General features: G+C 72.2%; 16 protein-coding genes, 1 pseudogene and 1 CRISPR repeat array. Of the genes and pseudogenes, 6 read left to right on the top strand and 11 right to left on the bottom strand.

Features of this window, described 5'->3' with window-relative positions:
- Both ACIQ87_RS19965 and ACIQ87_RS19960 read right to left on the bottom strand, forming a co-directional pair.
- On the bottom strand, positions 1–1,233 hold a 1,233-nt coding region (locus tag ACIQ87_RS19965), incomplete at its 3' end, for a BTAD domain-containing putative transcriptional regulator (RefSeq protein WP_402408266.1).
- Positions 1,234–1,580: 347 nt separating this feature from the next.
- A complete protein-coding gene (locus ACIQ87_RS19960; RefSeq protein WP_402408263.1) occupies positions 1,581–3,599 on the bottom strand; it encodes a transglycosylase domain-containing protein in 2,019 nt (672 codons plus the stop codon).
- 306 nt (positions 3,600–3,905) lie between these two features.
- Between ACIQ87_RS19960 and ACIQ87_RS19955 the strand changes: the two genes are divergently transcribed.
- Positions 3,906–5,021 (top strand): hypothetical protein, encoded by a 1,116-nt coding sequence (locus tag ACIQ87_RS19955; protein WP_402408262.1) that lies wholly within the window; start codon positions 3,906–3,908, stop codon positions 5,019–5,021.
- Between the two features lie 157 nt (positions 5,022–5,178).
- Here the strand turns inward: ACIQ87_RS19955 and ACIQ87_RS19950 are convergent, their stop codons facing one another.
- The 4 genes from ACIQ87_RS19950 to ACIQ87_RS19935 all read right to left on the bottom strand — a co-directional run bounded on the left by ACIQ87_RS19950 (position 5,179) and on the right by ACIQ87_RS19935 (position 8,832).
- Positions 5,179–6,078: a Gfo/Idh/MocA family protein gene (locus ACIQ87_RS19950; RefSeq protein ID WP_402408259.1), complete on the bottom strand. Its 900-nt coding sequence runs from the start codon at positions 6,076–6,078 to the stop codon at positions 5,179–5,181.
- A 213-nt stretch (positions 6,079–6,291) separates the two neighbouring features.
- Complete coding sequence (locus ACIQ87_RS19945) at positions 6,292–6,963, bottom strand: O-methyltransferase (RefSeq protein WP_402408257.1); 672 nt, start codon at positions 6,961–6,963, stop codon at positions 6,292–6,294.
- Between the two features lie 185 nt (positions 6,964–7,148).
- The gene (locus ACIQ87_RS19940; RefSeq protein ID WP_117486626.1) at positions 7,149–7,814 is read right to left on the bottom strand and encodes a DedA family protein; all 666 of its coding nucleotides are present in this window, start codon (positions 7,812–7,814) and stop codon (positions 7,149–7,151) included.
- Positions 7,815–8,016: 202 nt separating this feature from the next.
- Positions 8,017–8,832: a class I SAM-dependent methyltransferase gene (locus ACIQ87_RS19935; protein ID WP_402408253.1), complete on the bottom strand. Its 816-nt coding sequence runs from the start codon at positions 8,830–8,832 to the stop codon at positions 8,017–8,019.
- 1,183 nt (positions 8,833–10,015) lie between these two features.
- On the opposite strand from ACIQ87_RS19935, the gene ACIQ87_RS19930 reads away from it, so the two are divergent.
- The 3 genes from ACIQ87_RS19930 (at position 10,016) to ACIQ87_RS19920 (ending at position 11,620) form a co-directional block, all read left to right on the top strand.
- On the top strand, positions 10,016–10,690 hold the full coding sequence (locus ACIQ87_RS19930) for a hypothetical protein (RefSeq protein WP_402408250.1): 675 nt from the start codon (positions 10,016–10,018) through the stop codon (positions 10,688–10,690).
- A 149-nt stretch (positions 10,691–10,839) separates the two neighbouring features.
- Positions 10,840–11,145, top strand: a complete 306-nt coding sequence (locus ACIQ87_RS19925; protein WP_402408247.1) for a hypothetical protein — start codon at positions 10,840–10,842, stop codon at positions 11,143–11,145.
- A 97-nt stretch (positions 11,146–11,242) separates the two neighbouring features.
- Positions 11,243–11,620, top strand: coding sequence for a nuclear transport factor 2 family protein (locus tag ACIQ87_RS19920; protein WP_402408245.1), 378 nt, complete (start codon positions 11,243–11,245; stop codon positions 11,618–11,620).
- A gap of 70 nt (positions 11,621–11,690) precedes the next feature.
- Here ACIQ87_RS19920 and ACIQ87_RS19915 read toward each other — a convergent pair.
- Positions 11,691–12,002 (bottom strand): annotated as a pseudogene (locus ACIQ87_RS19915) (hypothetical protein); the annotation flags it as partial.
- Between the two features lie 94 nt (positions 12,003–12,096).
- Between ACIQ87_RS19915 and ACIQ87_RS19910 the strand changes: the two are divergent.
- Positions 12,097–12,462 carry a hypothetical protein gene (locus ACIQ87_RS19910; protein ID WP_402408243.1) on the top strand — a complete coding sequence of 122 codons (366 nt, stop codon included), beginning with the start codon at positions 12,097–12,099 and terminating at the stop codon, positions 12,460–12,462.
- A gap of 195 nt (positions 12,463–12,657) precedes the next feature.
- Positions 12,658–13,380 carry an LURP-one-related/scramblase family protein gene (locus tag ACIQ87_RS19905; RefSeq protein WP_402408240.1) on the top strand — a complete coding sequence of 241 codons (723 nt, stop codon included), beginning with the start codon at positions 12,658–12,660 and terminating at the stop codon, positions 13,378–13,380.
- 285 nt (positions 13,381–13,665) lie between these two features.
- Here ACIQ87_RS19905 and ACIQ87_RS19900 read toward each other — a convergent pair whose 3' ends face one another.
- From ACIQ87_RS19900 to ACIQ87_RS19885, 4 genes are all read right to left on the bottom strand, one after another.
- Positions 13,666–14,262 carry a hypothetical protein gene (locus ACIQ87_RS19900; RefSeq protein WP_402408238.1) on the bottom strand — a complete coding sequence of 199 codons (597 nt, stop codon included), beginning with the start codon at positions 14,260–14,262 and terminating at the stop codon, positions 13,666–13,668.
- 828 nt (positions 14,263–15,090) lie between these two features.
- Positions 15,091–15,416: direct repeats of the CRISPR family, unit length 21 nt; unit sequence GTCGGCCCCGCGCTCGCGGGG.
- Between the two features lie 112 nt (positions 15,417–15,528).
- On the bottom strand, positions 15,529–16,059 hold the full coding sequence (locus tag ACIQ87_RS19895) for a hypothetical protein (RefSeq protein ID WP_402408287.1): 531 nt from the start codon (positions 16,057–16,059) through the stop codon (positions 15,529–15,531).
- A 358-nt stretch (positions 16,060–16,417) separates the two neighbouring features.
- Positions 16,418–16,621, bottom strand: a complete 204-nt coding sequence (locus ACIQ87_RS19890; RefSeq protein WP_402408236.1) for a hypothetical protein — start codon at positions 16,619–16,621, stop codon at positions 16,418–16,420.
- Between the two features lie 579 nt (positions 16,622–17,200).
- The gene (locus ACIQ87_RS19885) at positions 17,201–17,869 is read right to left on the bottom strand and encodes a class I SAM-dependent DNA methyltransferase (RefSeq protein WP_402408234.1); all 669 of its coding nucleotides are present in this window, start codon (positions 17,867–17,869) and stop codon (positions 17,201–17,203) included.
- Positions 17,870–17,897: the final 28 nt, after the last annotated feature.

Raw genomic sequence — 17,897 nt, 5'->3', positions numbered from 1 at the left:
GCCGCGGGGCCGGGCGGTGCGCGGGGCGCGGGTGGTCCCGCGCCCCGGGGGGTGGCCCTGCGCCGGGTCGCCGCCCCACTCCGCCGGTGTGCCGGGGAGCAGCGGGCCCAGCTGCTGCTCCCCCGCGGCGTTGTCGAGGAGGACGAGGGCGCGGCGCCCGGCGAGCAGGGTGCGGTAGAGCGCGGAACGCTCCTCCAGCGAGGCCGGGATCTCCCGGGGGTCGGCGCCGAGGGCGCGCAGGAAGGCGGCCAGCACGCCGGCCGGGTCGGCGGGCGACTCGTCGGCCCCGCGCAGGTCCGCGTACAGCCGGCCGTCCGGGTAGTCGGCGGCGGCGCGGTGGGCGGTGTGGACGGCCAGCGCCGTCTTGCCGATGCCGCCCATGCCGGCGATCACCGGGACCCGGCCGGCCGCCAGGGCGTCCAGCACGAGCCGCACCTGTTCGCCCCGCCCCGTGAAGTCCGGTATGTCACGCGGCAGTTGGGAGGGAACCCGGGCACACCCCGGGCTCGTACGGGCGCCGTCGCGGTCCTGCGCCAGCAGCGCCAGGAAGACGTTCTGCACCTGTTCGCCCGGCTCGATCCCGAGCTCCTCGGACAGCCGCCGGCGCAGCGCCTGGAAGCGGCGCAGCGCCTCGGCCGCCCGGCCGTCCGCCGCCAGCAGCTCCAGCAGGGCGGCCTGCACGGGTTCGTCGAACGGGTGCTCCTCGGCGAGCGCCGTCAGCGCGGGCACGGCCGTCCGCGGCGCTCCGGCGGCGAGGCCGGCCCGGGCCAGCGCCAGGACGGTGGCGCGCACCTCGTCCACCACGGACGCGACCAGCGGATCCTCCCGGTTCACCCGCTCCAGCCCGGCCAGCACCGGGCCGCGCCGCAGCCCGATCGCCCCGGCCTGGTCCCCTCCGGCGGCCAGCCTGCGGAACCGCCCGAGGTCCACCGCGTCCGGCCCGGTCACCAGCCGGTACCCCTGCGCGTCGGACTCCAGCACCACGCTCTCGTCCCCGAAGCCCCCGAGCCAGGTCCGCAGCCGCGACATCCCGGTGTGCACCGCGCCCCGGCCCACCCGGTCCGCCTGCCCGGCCCACACCAGGTCCAACAGCCGCCCCACCGGCAGCCGCTCCCCCTCCGCGAGCAGCAGCGCGCCCAGCAGCCCCCGCAGCACGGTGGCCCGCGGCAGCACCTGCGGCACGGAGTCCACCTCGACCGCCAGGGGCCCCAACAGCCCGAACGTCATCTTCATCCGCTTCAGCCTAGTAGCGCGACGGGCCCTTGCCGGTTCGGAGAGGGGACGGATCGTATCCGGGATCCTGCGTCCCGGAACGTCGCAGCAGCCCTCCGGAAGGCTGGGCGGCGACCGATGCTCCGGTACGTCGACCCGCCGTGCACCAGCCGGGAATGCTCCCGGTGCCGCCACATCGACCGGGCGCCCTACCCACAAGCCCGGCCTCTGCGAAGCCGGTTCACGTTGACTCCCGCAGACCTCACGACCGTGCCGCGGCCGACGGGCCCTCCCCCGCCGCCGTGGCTTCCGCCTTCCGGGTGCGCACTGCGGGGCCCGCCGCTCCACGGGCCCCGCGGCCGACAGGGCTACCGGGTGGCCGGGGACTTCATGTAGGCGGTCCAGATCCGGGTCGGCAGGGCGGCGTCGGAGGTGTCCGGGGTGGCGCCGCCCAGGCCTTCGAGGGAGAGGAGCTTCATGTCCTTCAGGTCCGCGCGGAACACGGTGACCGCCGTCGACAGCTGCCCGTTGTAGCCGACGAACCACCCTGCCGTACGGTCCGCGGTGGTGCCGGGTTTGCCGGCCAGGTTCGGGCCCGCCTCGGCGACCGGCTTGGCGGCCCCGTCGCGGACGGAGCCCTTGAGCGCCGCGTCCACCTCGCCCGCGACCGCCGGGGTGAGCGCCTGGGCGGCGGCCGGCAAGCGCAGCGGGAGCTGGACGCCGTTGCGGGAGACGCCGAGCACCGAGTAGGGGTCGGTGTGGGTGCCGCCGGCGGCGAAGGTGGCGTACGCGTCGGCGGTGCGGACGGCGCTGGGGGTGGAGTTGCCGACGGCGAGGGCCGGGACGAGTTCGCCCAGGCTGGTGGGGAGCAGGCCGAGGTCGGTGGCGGTGTTCTGCACCCGGTCCAGGCCGACGTCCATGCCGAGTTGCATCAGCGGCCCGTTGACGGACTGCTCGACGGCGTTCCGCAGGGTGACGTTGCCCCAGTTCCGCTTGCCGTCGTTGGCGGTCTTGACGATCTTCCCGTCCCGCCCCCAGTACGGCCCTTCCGGGGTCATCACGTTCACCCCGTCGTCGCCGTTGTAGGTGGTGGCGGGCGTCACCGGGGTGCGGTTGCCGCCCCGCTGGCGCTGCGTTCCCTGGCCGAGCCCGGCGGCGTACACCACCGGGGTGAAGGCCGAGCCGATCGGTACGGTCGTGGTGTTGGCGTTGTTGAAGCCCTGCTTCAGGTAGTCGGGGCCGCCGTAGAGGGCGACGATCCGGCCGTCCCGGGCGACCGAGGCGGCGCCGACCTTCAGGAGCTTGTCGGACTCCCGGTTGTCCGGGTCGATCCCCGTGCTGCCCTCCTGGACGGCCGCGACCAGGGCGTCGACCTTCGGCTTCTCGAAGGTGGTGCGGATCTGGTGGCCGCCGAGGTCGAACTGGGCCGGGGTGATGTCGCTGTGGCTCTCCACGTAGGCGCGGGCCATGTCGACCAGGTAGCCGATCTGGCCGCTCAGCCCCGCCGACTTCGGCTGCGGCTTCGGCTCGGGGAACACCGTGTACCGGGCGCGCTCGGCGGCGGACAGCTTGCCCACCTCCACCATGCGGTCCAGGATCCAGGACCAGCGCTCCTCGGCCCGCTTGTGGTTCTCCGGGCCGACCCCCGGGTCGTACTGCCCGGCGCCCTTCAACAGGGCGGCCAGGAAGGCGCCTTCGCTCGGGTCGAGCTGGGAGACGTCCTTGCCGTAGTACGCCGCCGCGGCGCGCTCGATGCCGTAACTGCCGCGCCCGAACCAGCTGGTGTTCAGGTAGCCGGCCAGGATGTCCTGCTTGCGCATCCGGTCGTCCAGCTTGATCGCGATGACGATCTCGCTGAGTTTGCGGGACATGTCCTGGCGCTGGTTCAGGTAGATGTTCTTGACGTACTGCTGGGTGATGGTGGAGCCGCCCTGGGTGTCGCCGCCCTTGACCATCTGGAAGACGGCGCGGCCGATGCCGGTCACGGAGATGCCCGGGTCGGTGTAGAAGGTCTCGTTCTCGGCGGCCAGCACTGCCCACCGCACCGGCTCCGGAACCTGGTCGAGCGGCACGTCCTGCCGGTTGGTCGGGCCGATCCGCGCCATCTCGGTGCCGTCCGCCCAGTAGTAGACGTTGTTCTGCTGGGTCGCGAAGGCGTTCAGATCCTCCGGGACGGCGGTGGTGGCGTAGAACCAGACCAGCCAGCCCGTCAGCGCCGTCGCCCCCGTCCCGACCACGAACAGCAGCTGCCGCCAGGACGGGAGCCAGCGGCGGACCCCGCGCCGTCCTCGGCGCGGGTAGTCGATCCGCGGGGACGGGCGACGCTTCCGGAGCCGTCGGCGCCCGGGCTTCTCCTCCTCGGCGGCGCCGTCTTGCTGAGCACGCACAGTCCGGTCTCCGATTCGCTCGTGGGACTGATTCCTCCGTCCACGTAGACGCGATGGGAACGTCAGTACGTAAGCCTCGATTCGGTGTGATCATGGTCATATTCCGTGCGACGGGCGTGGGACAGGCGGTCGGCGGGGGTGTCGGCGGGCGGTCGGCAGGCCCACGGCGGACGAGCGTCGGACGGGCCTCGGGTGAGCGCCGGACGGGCAGCGGCCGGGTGACGCACAGGTGCCGGGCCGCCCCCGGTCGGCCGACCCGTACCGGAGCGTTCCACCCCAGCCCCGGCGTACCGCCAGAATGGCGCCATGAGGATGATCCAGACCGCGCTCGGCGCGCTGCTGCTCCTGCTGGTCGTCGGCAGCATCCTGCGCACCCTGGTCGTTCCGCGCGGGCTCTACTCGGCACTGGTGATGCGGCTCTGGCGGGTGCTGCGCAAGCTGCTGCGGCTGTTCGCCGGGCCGTCCCGCGGCTACCACGCGCAGGACCGGGCGCTCACCTGGCTGGCGCCGCTGGTGCTGCTGGGCATGCTCGGCGTGTGGCTCAGCTGCATGCTGATCGCCTACACCCTGCTGCTGCACGGCACCTCCGAACTCAGCTGGTCGGTGGCCGTGCGCGAGGCCGGGTCCAGCCTCTTCACCCTCGGCTTCGCCAGCGGCGAGCGGCTGCACCTGTCCGCGATCGACTTCCTGGCGGCCGCCAGCGGCCCGCTGGTGATCGCCCTCCAGATCTCCTACCTGCCGACCCTCTACGCCGCCTACCAGCGCCGCGAGACCGAGGTGACCCTGCTGCAGTCGCGGGCCGGCGAGCCCGCCTGGGGCCCCGAGCTGCTGGCCCGCCAGTCCCTGGTGGACACCGAGACCGCGCTCCCCCAGCTCTACCGGGACTGGGAACGGCTGGCCGCCGACATCGGCGAGAGCCACTCCAACTACCCGGTGCTGCTCTCCTTCCGCTCCCCCCAGCCCAACCGCAGCTGGGTGGTCGGGCTGATCGCCGTGATGGACGCCGCCGCCCTGCACCTGGCGCTCTGCCCGCGCTCGGCCCCGCCCGAGGCCCGGCTGGTGCTCCGGGCCGGCTTCACCGCCCTGCGCGACATCGCCCGCTCACTGCGGTTCGACTTCGACGCGGACCCGGACCCGGACGTCCCGATCCGGCTGACCTACGCCGAGTACCTGGGCGCCGTCGCGATGATCACCGCGGCCGGCTTCCCGCGCGAGCGCCCGGTCGAGGAGGCCTGGGCGCACTTCCACGGCTGGCGGGTCAACTACGAGGCGCTGGCGTACGAGCTGGCCCGCCGCGGCGACGCCGTCCCGGCCCTGTGGACCGGCCCGCGCGACTTCCGCGCCCCGGTCATCCCGCCGGCCCGCCCCGCCGACCGCCGTCCTTCCGCCACCCCTCCGCCGCTGCCGCTGCCACCGGACTGACGCGCGGGCGACGCGGTGGGGGCGACCCGGCGGGGGCGGGTGACTCGCCGGTGATTCGCACGCGACGCGGCGGGGCCCGGTGACGCGGCGGGGCCGGGTGCGGATCTCCCTCCGCACCCGGCCCCGCCGCTCTGCCCGCTCAGGAGTCCGCCGGTACTCAGACCTCCACCGGTCCACCGCCCGCCAGCGAGCGCTCGGCGGCGGCCAGGATCTCCACCACCCGCAGGCCGAAGTCCGCCCCGCAGGGGTGCGGCTCGCCCGAGGCCGCCGAGGCCTGCAGGGCGTCCAGCGCCCGGTGCAGCGCCGCGACCGGGCCCTCGCCGCGCGGGGGCAGCTGCACCACGCCGTGCTCGCCGCGCAGCTCCATACCCGTCCCGCCCGCCGCGAGCGGCGCGGTCAGGCTGAGCGCGAGCGTGCTGGAGGCGCCCCCGGCGTGCCGCACCACCAGGTGCACGGAGTCCAGCGGACCGGACACCGCCGTCACCTGCGTCGCGTCACCCAGGACCGGCAGCAGTACGGACAGCGCGTGCGGGCCGACGTCCCACAGCGCGCCCTTCTCCACCCGCCACGGCGAGGCCGCGTACGGGCTGGTGCTGCCGGGTGCGAACACCGAGCCGAGCCAGTCCGAGCGGCCGGTGAACCAGCCGCCGAGCTCCGCCTGCCGCTCGATCCACGGCATCTGCTCGCCGCCGAAACGCACGGTGAAGAAGACCACCGACGCGACCTTGTGCTCGCGCACCGCCTCGACCACGGCCTCGGCGTCCGGCACGGTCAGCGCGACCGGCTTGTCCAGCAGCAGGTGGCACCCGGCCTCGGCGGCCCGTACCGCGAGGCCCGCCTGCACGGTCGGGGGCAGGGCGATGGAGACCGCGTCCACCTCGGCCAGCAGCCGGTCGAGGTCCGCGTACCCGGGCACGCCGTGCGCGGCGCCCAGCGCCTCGGCCGCCTCCGGTCGGCGTCCCCAGACGCCGGTGAACTCCAGCCCGGGGTGCTCGGCCAGGACGGGCGCGTGCACCCGTTCCGCCCAGGGGCCGGTTCCCAGCAGTCCGATCCGCACGATGTCTCCGTTCTCCGGTGGGCGAGTGACTCGCGGGCGCGCGGGTCGCGGGCGCACGGGTCGCGGGCGCACGGGTCGCGGGCGCACGGGTCGCGGGCGCACGGGTCGCGGGCGCGCGAGTCAGTCGCAGGTAAGCAAGTGGGTGGCAGGCAAGCAAGTGGGTGGCAGGCAAGCGGGTGGGGCCAGGCGAGCGAGTGGGTGCCCGGCCCGTGGTCAGCCCCGGACGCGGGCCAGGGTGAAGCCGTCGTAGCCCTTGCTGCCGACCGTCTGCACCGAGGTCGCGTCGACCCTCGGCTCGGCCGCGATCAGGTCGTGCAGCGCCCGGGTGCCGACCACCGCCGGGTCGGTGCTGGCCGCGTCGGCGACGGCGCCGCCGCGCACCACGTTGTCGACGATGATCAGCGAGCCGGGCCTGGTCAGCTGGAGCGCCCGGCGGAAGTACTCCGGGTTGCTCGGCTTGTCGGCGTCGATGAAGACCAGGTCGAAGGGCTCCACGCCCTGTTCCACCAGCTCGGCCAGCGAGTCCGCGGCCCGGCCCACCCGCACCTCGGCGGTCCCGGCCAGCCCGGCGGCCGCCAGGTTGCGCCGGGCGACCTCGGCGTGCCGGGGGTCCAGCTCCAGGGTGAGCAGGGTGCCGTCCTCGGGCAGCGCCCGGGCCAGCCAGATCGCGCTGTAGCCGCCGAGCGTGCCGACCTCGAGGATCCGCTTTGCGCCCTGGGTCAGTGCCAGCAGGTGCAGCAGCTTGCCCTGGTTGGGGGCCACCGCGATCTTCGGCAGCCCGGCCTCGTCGGCGGCGGCCGTGGCGCCCTCCAGCACCGGGTCGTACCCGACCAGCTGCTCGGAGAAGTAGGCGTCCACGGCGTCCCAGGTCGGCTGCGAAGACATCGGGCCCTCCGGAGTGCAAGATCGGCAGTACCCGGCCGATGCTACTCCGAGGGCCCGAGGGCACCACGACGGTGGCTGCGGAGGACCGGTCCGCGACCGGTCCGAGGACCGGCCGGGAGACCGTTCGGACGGCCGATCGGGAGACCGGCCGGACGGCCGATCGGGAGACCGGCCGGAGGGGGTGGTCAGTCGGCGACCGGCTCCTTCGCCGCGGCGGCGGCCTTGGCCGCCTCCTCCGCCTCGATCTTGGCGTGCGTCTTGGCGGCGCGGCGCTTCATGATCCAGGCCGAGAGCAGGCCGATCACCAGGGCCGCCCCCAGGCCCGCCCAGGAGAACCGGGCCAGCCAGGGCTCGATGCTCTTGCCGACCTTGTAGACCAGCAGCGTCGTGCCACCGGCCCAGACGACACCGCCCAGCACGTTGGCGATCAGGAACTTCCAGTACGGCATCTTCAGCGCGCCCGCGAGCGGACCGGCGAAGATGCGCAGCAGGGCGATGAAGCGGCCGAAGAAGACCGCCCACATGCCCCACTTCTGGAAGGAGCGCTCGGCGGTGGCCAGGTGGGAGGGCCCGAAGTGCTTGGGGAACTTGCGTCCCAGCTTCTCGAAGAGCGGCTTTCCGCCCTTGCGTCCGATCGAGTAGCCGATCGAGTCACCGATGATCGCACCGGCGATCGCGCAGATCGCGACGCCCCACGGGCTCACCACACCCTTGACCGCCATCAGGGACGCCGTGACCAGGGCGATCTCGCCGGGCAAGGGGATACCCAGCGACTCCAGCCCGATGATCAGACCGACCACGGCGTACACCGCCGTCGGCGGAATCCCCTCGATCCAGGCGTCGATGTGCAAGGCCAGTCCCTCCGTGGCAGGACGGGACCGGCCGCGCTCCCCCTGGAGCAGCGTGCCCGTCCCGGCAGTTCATTCCGATGGCGGCACCAGGCCGCTCCCCCGGAGCGAGCCTAACGTGCCGGGCGGCCTGTCCCCCCGGCCGATCACCCGTGGTTACGACGTACGCCCCACACACCATGGTTCCAGGTTGACCTGCATTTCTTCAAGATTCGGCAAAACGCAGTGCGACGACGGACGGGCGCTGCTTGATCCAGCGCGCGAGCGGCAGCAGGGCGCTCAGCGGCCGGCGCCCGCCCTCCGGATAGACCTCGCGGATGTCGGTGACCCGCGGGTGCGCGGAGGCCAGCCGGTCGCGCTCGTCCGCGTCCATCCCGAACGGCATCGGCGGCGCCTGGTAGTACCGGTCCCGCAGCTTGCCCTCGACGGCCCGCCGACTGAACCAGCGCGGCACCGCGTCCAGCACCATCGCCCCACCGGGGAAGCGCTCGGCGCAGGCCGCGATCAGGGCGCGCACCTCCTGCGGCCGCAGGTACATCAGCAGCCCCTCGGCGCTGATCAGCACCCCGTTCGCCGGGTCCACCTCGTCCATCCAGCCCGGATCGGTGGCCGAGCGGGCGACGATCCGGTGCCGCTCGTCCGGCGGCAACAGCCGGCGCCGTAGCTCGGCGATCTCCGGCAGGTCCACCGACAGCCAGTTCGCCCGTCCGTTGTCGACCCGCCAGCCCTGGGTCTCCAGCCCGTCCCCGAGCCCGACCACGGTGCCGCGCGGGCAGCGGATCAGGAAGTCGGCCACCTCACGGTCGAAACAGGCCGCCCGCAGCGCCTGCAGCTGGCTCACCAACGCGTTCTCCCCGAACCGCACCGCGAACGGATAGTCGATCCGCTCCACCAGCTCCACCGCCACCGGGTCCGGCAACACGGTGTCCGGCCGCCGCGCCTCCACCGCCCGGTGCCACAACGTCCACAGCGCCGTCTCCGGTACCTGCCCCAGCTCCGGCTGCTCCCCGCCGCCACTCATCGCTCGCTCCTTCGGACGTGGCGCCGCACTCCCGACGCATCCCCGCCATGGGCATGAACCCGCCGATTCTGACACCCCGTCCACCCCACCCCTCCCGCCGACGCGCCGACCGTCGGCAGGGGGCGGGCGCACCGGCGGTGGGGGCGCGCGCAGCACTGCGTGCGCCCGCCTCGACGGGCCGCCCCGGGTCGGCGCCGACCTCGGAGACGGAGGCCTGGTGTTCAAGGCGGGGCATCTGCGCAACGAGAACCTGTCCGGCTTCTGGTCGTACGCGGACCGCGCCCAGCTCCTCCTCACGGACTCGGTCGCACAGACGGCCGGCTACACCGAAGCGTGCATCCTCCCAACCGACCTGCCGGATGGCCGCCCTCGGCACCGTCCTGACCGATACGGCGCCCGGGCGGACCATCAGCGGTAAGACAACGGCAAAACTGGCAGAACCCCGGCCCCGCCCAGCCGACTTCGCTCACAACCCAGCCCGCGCGTGACCTCAGGCGGTACCACTCATCCCGCCTTCCAGGAGCGAGTACCCTTCGGGAGCCGCAGCACTGACAATGGCCTGGCCATGAGAAGAGGTGACGACGCCACATGAGTGCCGCCATGGACCGTCTACCGATTCGAACTGAAGCAATCGGCGCCCTCTGAGGAGAATCGGCGCAGGTCACGGAGCCTCGGCCCCGCGCTCGCGGGGATTGCTCAACCGCAGGTCAGAGGCCTTTTTTGAGGAATTTCTCGGCCCCGCGCTCGCGGGGATTGCTCCGACCACTCCAGCGCCCGGAGCACGCCGGCCGCCTCGGCCCCGCGCTCGCGGGGATCCCTCCCGGCCGGCGCTCGTTGGATCTGCCGAGCACCCCTCGGCCCCGCGCTCGCGGGGATCGCTCCCCCTGGCTGGTCCTGGCCGGCGCCCTCGCAGGCTCGGCCCCGCGCTCGCGGGGATTGCTCCCCGGTGGTGACCTGGGAGTCCCACTGCGCGACCTCGGCCCCGCGCTCGCGGGGATTGCTCAAGCTCCCGGTTCGCTAGAGCGAGTGCGATGGTGTCGGCCCCGCGCTCGCGGGGGATCTCTAAACACGTCCGGATCGCTTGAGGGCCGCACCAGTCACAACCGTTCGCCGACACGGGTCCGGTGCCACGATCCCCGCGTAGAATCCCGGCGACGGCAGGTCCGGCGAGAAGGAGGGCGCCATGGGGCCCGTACCGGGCGCGCGGGAGGAGCTGGACCGGCTGGGCCACGCACTGCGGGCACAACTCGTCGATCTGATCGACGACTTGGCCCCCGGAAGCGATCTGAGCCCGCTGCACCTCGCCGAGCCGGAGGTCTTCGACTGGCACGATCCGCTCCGCTACCGGTACTCGGTCGGCTGCTTCACGGGCATGCGCCCAGCGAACGTCACCGCCGCCGACGCCGCGTCCCGCGCGGCCGCGCTGCTCGGCTCGGCCGGCTGGGCGGTCGCGACCTCGCGGGAGGAGGTCGGCGGGACGGTCCGCACCGTCGCCATCGGCCGCCGTCACGGCTGCGGCATCGAGGTCCGCGCGGTCGACCACATGACCACCCTCTGGTTCAGCGGCCAGACGCCGGCGATGGCCCTGTACGAGCCGGAGGAGTTCCAGCACCCGGAGCCGCTGCTCACGCCCGAGACCGTCACCCCCGGCTACGTACTGTGCTACGAGTGCGACGGGCTGGGCTGGTGCCACGACTGCGGAGGCCGTGGCTGGCGCCCCGACGAGGCCCGCGGTCGGGTCAACTGCCCGGCCTGCCACCGGCGTCGCGTCTGCGTGATCTGCCGGGGCGCGGCGGAGCTCGCTGTCACCGATCTGTCGCCGTACCAGCGCGGCTACTACCCCGAACTGGGCCGGTGACGGATCGCCGCACCCCCGGAGAGACCTCGTACAGCACTCCTGCCCGCGGCCGCGCGCCGTGCACATGTCGCTTGACGCCACCTCAACTCTTGTATGCAGCCCTTGGATTGAGGTCTTGACTTCAACCCAAGGATCGATACCTTGGATTCATGACGAGCAACGAGAAGCCCCGCCTCATCCCGACCGGCAAGTGCTGGTGTGGCTGCGGGAGGGACGTCGGCCTGGGCAAGTTCTTCGCCGCCGGCCACGACAAGATCGCCGAAGCAGCGCTCATGGCACTCAAGTACGACGGGTCCGTCGCTCAACTGCTCCACGCCCACGGCTACGGCTCGCACCACTCCGTTCGCCATGCCGCTGTCGCCGATCCGGACTGCTCGTGGCAGAAGTGCGCCGACTGCAACTACAGCGGCGCCCCCGCCAGCATCGTCAACCACCGCAAGAAGGATCATTCCTAAGAACCGTTTCCAGTAGTGCTGTGACCGGGAAGGTTCACCGCGACCGGAAGGCGGCTCGCGGGTCGAGCGCACGCGAAAGGGCTGGTATTACTGGGGGATGCAGGAAGAGACCGCACGCTCCGCGATCGACACGTTCATCTCCGCGTTCAACGCCTCGGACGACAGCTATGTGACTGCCCTGCTCTCCCAGGCCCTGACCTCAGACGTGGTCTTCTGGGGGCCGTTGGGTCGCACCGAAGGAATCGGGGCGGTCGAGCGGTTCGTGCTGGACATCCGACGCCACCCGGCCGGGATCGGCACGATGGTGCGCTGCTCAGCGGTGGACATGCCCGACGAATGGGCCCGGTACCAGTGGGTCTTCACCACGCCTGACGGAGGCCCCCGCCTGGCGGGAACGGATGTCGTCCATCTGCGGCGGAGCCTCATCGACCAGATCATCGTCTTCGCGGGGGAGATCGAGCCGTTCGTCTCCTGAGTCATCCTTCTGTCGCTGTCCTTCTCCTGAACTTGCCCCGTCGGCGTTCGGGGCCGCTGTTCGCGGTTGGTCAGGCCGCGGTGTCGAGAGGGCGTCCGCCCCGGCGAGTGCCCGTTTCGCTGGGGCGCGGGCGCGTTCCTTGCGTTGGGCGTTGGGCGGCGAGTACGCCGGGGTGGCGGGCGTTGGTGTTGCGCCGGCGCGGGTAGCGGTGCGGTTCCCGGTTTTGCGCAGGGCCGCTGCGGTGGTGGGAGTCGGCCAGGGCGAACTGCCGCAGCGGGCCGAGGTGGGCCTCGACCGGGTTGGACCAGGAAGCGCAGGTCGGGGTGAAGCACAGCTCGGCCTTGCTCTTCTTCGCCCAGCGACGGATGCCCGCGCCGGTGTGGCGCCGGTGTGACGCCGCCGTGACCGCCCCACAGGCGGTCGTCGCCCACGACGTTCCGGGCCGCGGCGCACCCGGTCACCCCTACAGTGGCGCCATGGATGTCAACTGGGACGACTCGACCTGGGAACTGATGCTGGTACAGCGCCCCTCCGATACGCACCTCTCGCAGTCGAGCACTCCGGGTGGGAAGAGCGCGCTGGCGCGGGACGACGACAACGAACTCGCCACGCACGCCGTGCTGTTTCCCGGTACCAAGGTGGCCCTGGGACTCCTCGGCGCGGGCGTCGTCCTGGGAGTCGCCGCGGCGAAGGCCGCTCCACACGTCAGGAGCGGGCTGACCAGCCTCAAAGCCAAACTGAGCCGTCGGACGGAGGGGGACGCCGAGGCCCCTGCTCCCCTGACGGTCGTCCCGGAAGCCGGACCGGAGCAGCCGGTCACCTCTCCCCTGCACACTGCCTGAGCGACGGGCCAGGCGCCGGCACGGAACTCGAATCAGGTCGAGCGGATGTGACATCAGCCACATCCACCCGCCGAGTGCCGGTCGACTGTCATGCGCAACACCTCGACCTCCCTGTCGAGTTCGCAACCGAACGAGCCTGGGAACCGGTGAAAATGATCTGGCTGTCCGCGTGCTGCCGGCCCTAACCTGCCCGCCATGTCCCAGAACACGAACACCTCCGGTTACCCCGGGCAGTCGGCCGCCCCGTCCGGCGACGCCGCCAGGGTGCAGCGCCAGGTACGGCACCAGGCGGGCGTCGGCCCCGTCTCCGGTGGCGGCGGCACCCTCTTCTCCGAGCCCGTCCTGGTGGTGAACCAGAAGGTCAAGCTGATCGAGCTGACCAACGAGTACTCGGTCTTCGACCAGCAGGGCGCCACGCTGGGCTCGGTGGTCCAGGTCGGCCAGAGCGGTCTGCGCAAGGTGCTGCGGCTGCTCTCCTCCATCGACCAGTACCTGACCCACAAGCTGGAGATCCGCGACGCGCACGGCACCCCGGTGCTGCTGCTGACCCGCCCGGCGAAGCTCATCAAGTCGCGGGTGATCGTGCAGCGTCCGAACGGTCAGGAGGTCGGCCGGATCATCCAGCAGAACGTCATCGGAAAGATCGACTTCGCGCTGGAGGTCGACGGCCGGAAGGTCGGCGCCATCAAGGCCGAGAACTGGCGGGCCTGGAACTTCTCCATCGTCGACGCGACGGACACCGAGGTCGCCCGGATCACCAAGACCTGGGAAGGCCTGGCGAAGACGATGTTCACCACGGCCGACAACTACGTGCTCCAGATCCACCGCCCGCTCAACGACCCACTGCTCAGCCTGGTCCTGGCAGCCGCGCTCACCGTGGACACCGCGCTGAAGCAGGACGCCCGCGGCTTCGGCTAACCGCGAACCACACGTCGCCCGGCGGCAGTTGCCGGACCGGTGGCGGTGAACATCAGCGGTCTGCGGCCACGCGTCCGGATCGCCCATGCCCGGGGACCGGACGAGGTGGCCGCGACCGGGCGGTAGACGGCCACCTCAGCCGGGTGGTGGACGGCCGCGGCGCCCGTGGTTGGGCCACTCGTTCCGGACTCACCAGCCTGCCGCCGTCAGCCGCCCACCGCCCACGCCCACCGCCCACCCGGCGCACCGTCACCGCCGCCGAGTGGGTGCTCGCCAGCGCGGTCGTCAGCGGGTGGCCGTCGGAGCAGGCGAGGCCGCGGTGGTCGGTGGAGCCTGGCAGGGCAGCGTGACGATGACGCCCACGCCCTGACCGGGCTTCGCCTTGCCCGCCCGAACGGTGTAGCGGTCGGGCCCGTGGACGGCCTCGAACTCCCACGTGGACTGATCGGCCGAATCCGGCCCGTTCGAGGTGATCGTGAAGCCCTCGCCCGCGAGTTTCTCCCGCAGTGCCCGAACCACCTCGGAACGCTGGCCGTCCGTGGCCTTCAAGCGGATCGCCGAGCTGAGCTCGTACGCCTCACCCTCATCGGCGATGCCCGTCCCCCGCCCCGAGCACCGGTAGTAGGCGGTGAGCTTGGTCCACGGATCCCGTTCGAGGCCTGTCAGCTCGCGCACATGGTTCTGGACCTGGTCCGCTCGGACCAGCGCCTCCTCCCGGGACTCGACCCGTACCGGCCTGCTCGGCTTCTCCGCCCCGCCGACCAGTGGCTCCACAAGCGAGCACGAACTGAGCACCAGGGCGCCCGCCACGGTCAGTACGGCCGCACGGGCGACCCGCACGCCCGCTCCGGACGGCACGGTGGGCGTCGATCTCTTGAACAAGTGCGGTACTCCCCCGTGAACAGGTGTGCGTCATGCCGTCCGGATGTTACGACAGCACAGGGGACGGCCCGCACCCGGATTTACGGGTCGCCCGGGCGGAAGGCTGCGGACGCTTCTCGTGCTTGCAGCCCTGGTCACCGAGCACGATCTCCGGCTGCTCGCCCCGGTGACCAACCGAATCGAGGTGCCGCCCCGGGAACGTGGTCCAGGAGAATGACCGACACCTTCCATCTCGGCTCCGCCCCCAACCCCAAGTCGGAAGGCCTCCGCCGCCAGCACCGAGGAAGCCGCCCCGGACGGGCTGACCCACGAGGTCCTGGGGCAGGGCGTGGCAAGGCCGATGTCCGCGGTCTACGGGAACGGGTCGCGATGCCGATTCCGTGGGAGCCGGAGCAGCCTCACGGAAGCGACTCGTACACGGGACTGCCTGGACAGCTCGGGTTCGAGGACGTGGTCGCGTGGCTCTGAGCGCTCACATCGCGCCGGTTGGTGGTCGCCGGTCCCGCCGGGGCGGGAGAGTCCTCCCTGGTCGTACGGCCCGTGATCAGGATGCTGGAAGCCGGAGCGGCCCCGCTGACCTTCCTCGCGCACGTGTCTCACACGGCGCGCAACCAGCCACTGACTTCGGGCAGCTACCGCTGCCAGAGGCCTCGACATCATCCCGAACCCCCACGTGCAAGTACGCTTAGGGAGCACGGGACATGACGCCGGCAACTCGGATTGGGGCGACGAGAATAACGGTGCGACATCACTTGCCCTCTAGGTTTCCATCCGATCGAACTGAATCAATCGGCGCCCCCTGACGTCAATCGCCGCAGGTCAGCAAGTGTCGGCCCCGCGCTCGCGGGGGTTGCTCCGTGTCGGCCAGGTCGTCGGCCCTCGGCCCCATGTCGGCCCCGCGCTCGCGGGGGTTGCTCCATCATCGACCTCTCCCAGAACGCCCGCCGGAAGTCGGCCCCGCGCTCGCGGGGGTTGCTCCGCGTCCGGTTCGGCGTGCGCGTTCTGCCAGATGTCGGCCCCGCGCTCGCGGGGGTTGCTCCCTGCAACGCGGAGGCCTGCGCGCCGGCGACGGGTCGGCCCCGCGCTCGCGGGGATTGCTCCCAGACCGTCACCACCCCGGCCGGTCTCGGCGCCTCGGCCTCGCGCTCGCGGGGCGCGAGCGGTGGGGTCGGGGGCAGTACACCGGTGCGGGCGAGGCGCCAGCTCCGCCGAACTCGGGGTCGAAGGACTCGGAAGAGATGACGCCGCCGGTGGCACGCCGCTGCGTCAGCCGAGTTGGCGGGCCCAGGCGGCCAGGTGGGCGAAGTCGTCCGCCGTCAGGCCGGCCTTCGGGTGGACGTGGTGAAGGAGAGCAGCGCCGGGGTGGTGGGCTTCGACCCAGGCCCGGTCGGCGTCGGTGATCAGGTCGTCGACCCAGGCGAACGGGCGGCCCCGCGCCCAGGCGACGATCTGCGGGGTCTTCCAGAACACGCCGCCGTCCGGCTCGGGCCGCGGCTCCGACCAGGCGATGTGCGGCAGAGCGGGCAGCCCCAGCAGGGGGGCGATGAAAGCATCCGCTTCATCCTGCCACGTAGTCGCCCACACCAGGTCGTACGGCAGCGTCGCGAGGGCCGGGCCGTGGGCCGGGTTGAGCCAGACCCGCAGGGGCTTCGGCGCCTTGTGGGGCAGGCCCCACGCGGCGAGCCGGCGGCGCTCGGCGGCCTCCCAGCTCGGCGTCATCAGCCGGTGGGTCCGGTAGCCCTCGGGCCGCCGGTGCGGCTTCGCCGCGTACGGGTTCAGCGGCCCGTCGACGTCCATCAGCAGCAGCGGCCGCACCGTCTCACCTCCGGGATCGTCCCCGCACGCTACCGGCGGGGACGGGCGGAGGCCCAGTGGATTTCCGGGGCCAGGCCGTCGGGGCGTGGGGTCAGCCGATGCTGAAGGCACCGTCCGGCGGGGGCGGGGAGTCCGTGGCCTCGGCGTCGGCCCCGCGCTCGCGAGGGGGGGTCCAGCGATGGCCGGCAGCCAAGGTCGGGCGCCAGCGCGGAAACCAATGTGGTGGAAGAGTGCACAAGTGCCGCGGGCAATGGGGTCGGGGCAGCACACCGGTGCGGGCGAGGCGCCGGCCCCACCGAACTCGGGGTCGAACGACTCGGAGGAGATGACGCCGCTGGTGTCAGCCGAGTTGGCGGGCCCAGGCGGCCGGGTGGGCGAAGTCGTCCGCTGTCAGGCCGGCCTTCGGGTCGACGTGGTGGAGGAGGGCCGGTCCTTGGTGGTGGGCTTCGACCCAGGCCCGGTCGGCGTCGGTGATCAGGTCGTCGACCCAGGCGAACGGGCGGCCCCGCACCCAGTCGACGATCTGCGGGGTCTTCCAGAACACACCGCCGTCCGGCTCGGGCCGCGGCTCGGACCAGGCGATGTGCGGCAGGGCGGGCAGCCGGAGCAGGGGGCGATGAAGGCATCCGCTTCCTCCTGCCAGAAGAACGTATGACTCTTGCCCCTTGCCTTCGACCTGCGGAAGCGGGCTGAGGTGCAAGGGGCAACGCCCGCGCCACCGCCCACCGGAAGTCAGGGAAGCAGTGCCCACTTCGGGAACGGGGTGGGCTTCCACGGCATGGCGGCAGTTGGGCGCATGGCCGTTGCCTCTTCCAGAGGCCTGACCCGGTGACCGGCCTTGAGTATCAGGTCACGCAACCAGTTCGGATCACAGCAATGGCCGGGAAGGCTGCGATCACGAGGGTTCTGATCACGGTTTGACGGTCTTGTTCGGTGGTGGCCCACATGCGGTCTCTCCGGGAGGGTTGGCGGCCCCCGGCCCCGCCGGTCTTCCGAGTGAGCGTGGGACGGGGGCCTGGCCCGCCGCTCGCCGAACTCTGAGGTGCCCGGGAGCGGCGGCGGTCCGGGTGTCGGACTCGGGTGGAAATAGGGTTGTCGGGCCATCCAGCCGCGCAGTGGGCTGTCAGGCCCTCGGGGTCCTGCCCGTAACGATCAGAGTTCCGATGTGCCCCTCGGTCGGCGCGTCGAGAACTGCCGCGTCCGCCGACTCGAATCCGCTCTGCCGAAGCAGGCCGACCCACCTACGAGGCGTGTAGGAGTAGCGGTACGTATACAGCGCTCTTCCAGCAAAGCCCCCCTTGTACATGCCCTGTGGGCCGTAGGCACCGGGGATGGCGGGGGGCTGCGAGAAGGCCAGGATGCCTCCGGGATTCAGACGGGAGGCGATAAGGGGGAACAGCTTCAGCGGGTCCGTGAACCAGACCGCTCCGAACACCGAGTAGACCGCGTCCCATGTCTCGTCAGTGCCGCTCAGGAAGTCCAGGACTTCGGCACAGTGGATCTGGACGCCGGACGGTCCCCATCGCTCGGCGACCTTCTCGACCATGACAGGCGAGAGATCTACGCCCGTGACCCTCACGCCCTGTTCGGCCAGCGTGGCCAGCGCGCGGCCGGTGCCGCACCCGATCTCCAGCGCGCTGGTCGGTGACCCGAGCAGCTCCGGGCCGGGCCCGTGGTCGGCGTACTGGGTCCAGCGGAAAGCGGGCCCGGCGTCGAATACGTCGCCCTTGATACCGGAAGCGTACGCATCCCAGAGCTCGCGCTCGGAATCGATGTTGTGCTGTGCAGGCAACGGACTTCCCTTGAAGAAGAGTTGGCAG

The organism is Kitasatospora sp. NPDC096204 (assembly GCF_044763205.1).
GTDB lineage: Bacteria > Actinomycetota > Actinomycetes > Streptomycetales > Streptomycetaceae > Kitasatospora.
Note: the sequence above shows the minus strand (reverse complement) of the source record. Positions and strands in the feature narration are given on the sequence as shown.

Bases quoted from the DNA above. Each gene is read 5' to 3' on its own strand.
- ACIQ87_RS19925 (WP_402408247.1), top strand. From the start codon at position 10,840: ATGACGAGCAACGAGAAGCCCCGCCTCATCCCGACCGGCAAGTGCTGG.
- ACIQ87_RS19910 (WP_402408243.1), top strand. From the start codon at position 12,097: ATGGATGTCAACTGGGACGACTCGACCTGGGAACTGATGCTGGTACAG.
- ACIQ87_RS19930 (WP_402408250.1), top strand. From the start codon at position 10,016: ATGGGGCCCGTACCGGGCGCGCGGGAGGAGCTGGACCGGCTGGGCCAC.
- ACIQ87_RS19935 (WP_402408253.1), bottom strand. From the start codon at position 8,832: ATGAGTGGCGGCGGGGAGCAGCCGGAGCTGGGGCAGGTACCGGAGACG.
- ACIQ87_RS19895 (WP_402408287.1), bottom strand. From the start codon at position 16,059: ATGGACGTCGACGGGCCGCTGAACCCGTACGCGGCGAAGCCGCACCGG.
- ACIQ87_RS19955 (WP_402408262.1), top strand. From the start codon at position 3,906: ATGAGGATGATCCAGACCGCGCTCGGCGCGCTGCTGCTCCTGCTGGTC.
- ACIQ87_RS19945 (WP_402408257.1), bottom strand. From the start codon at position 6,963: ATGTCTTCGCAGCCGACCTGGGACGCCGTGGACGCCTACTTCTCCGAG.
- ACIQ87_RS19905 (WP_402408240.1), top strand. From the start codon at position 12,658: ATGTCCCAGAACACGAACACCTCCGGTTACCCCGGGCAGTCGGCCGCC.
- ACIQ87_RS19920 (WP_402408245.1), top strand. From the start codon at position 11,243: ATGCAGGAAGAGACCGCACGCTCCGCGATCGACACGTTCATCTCCGCG.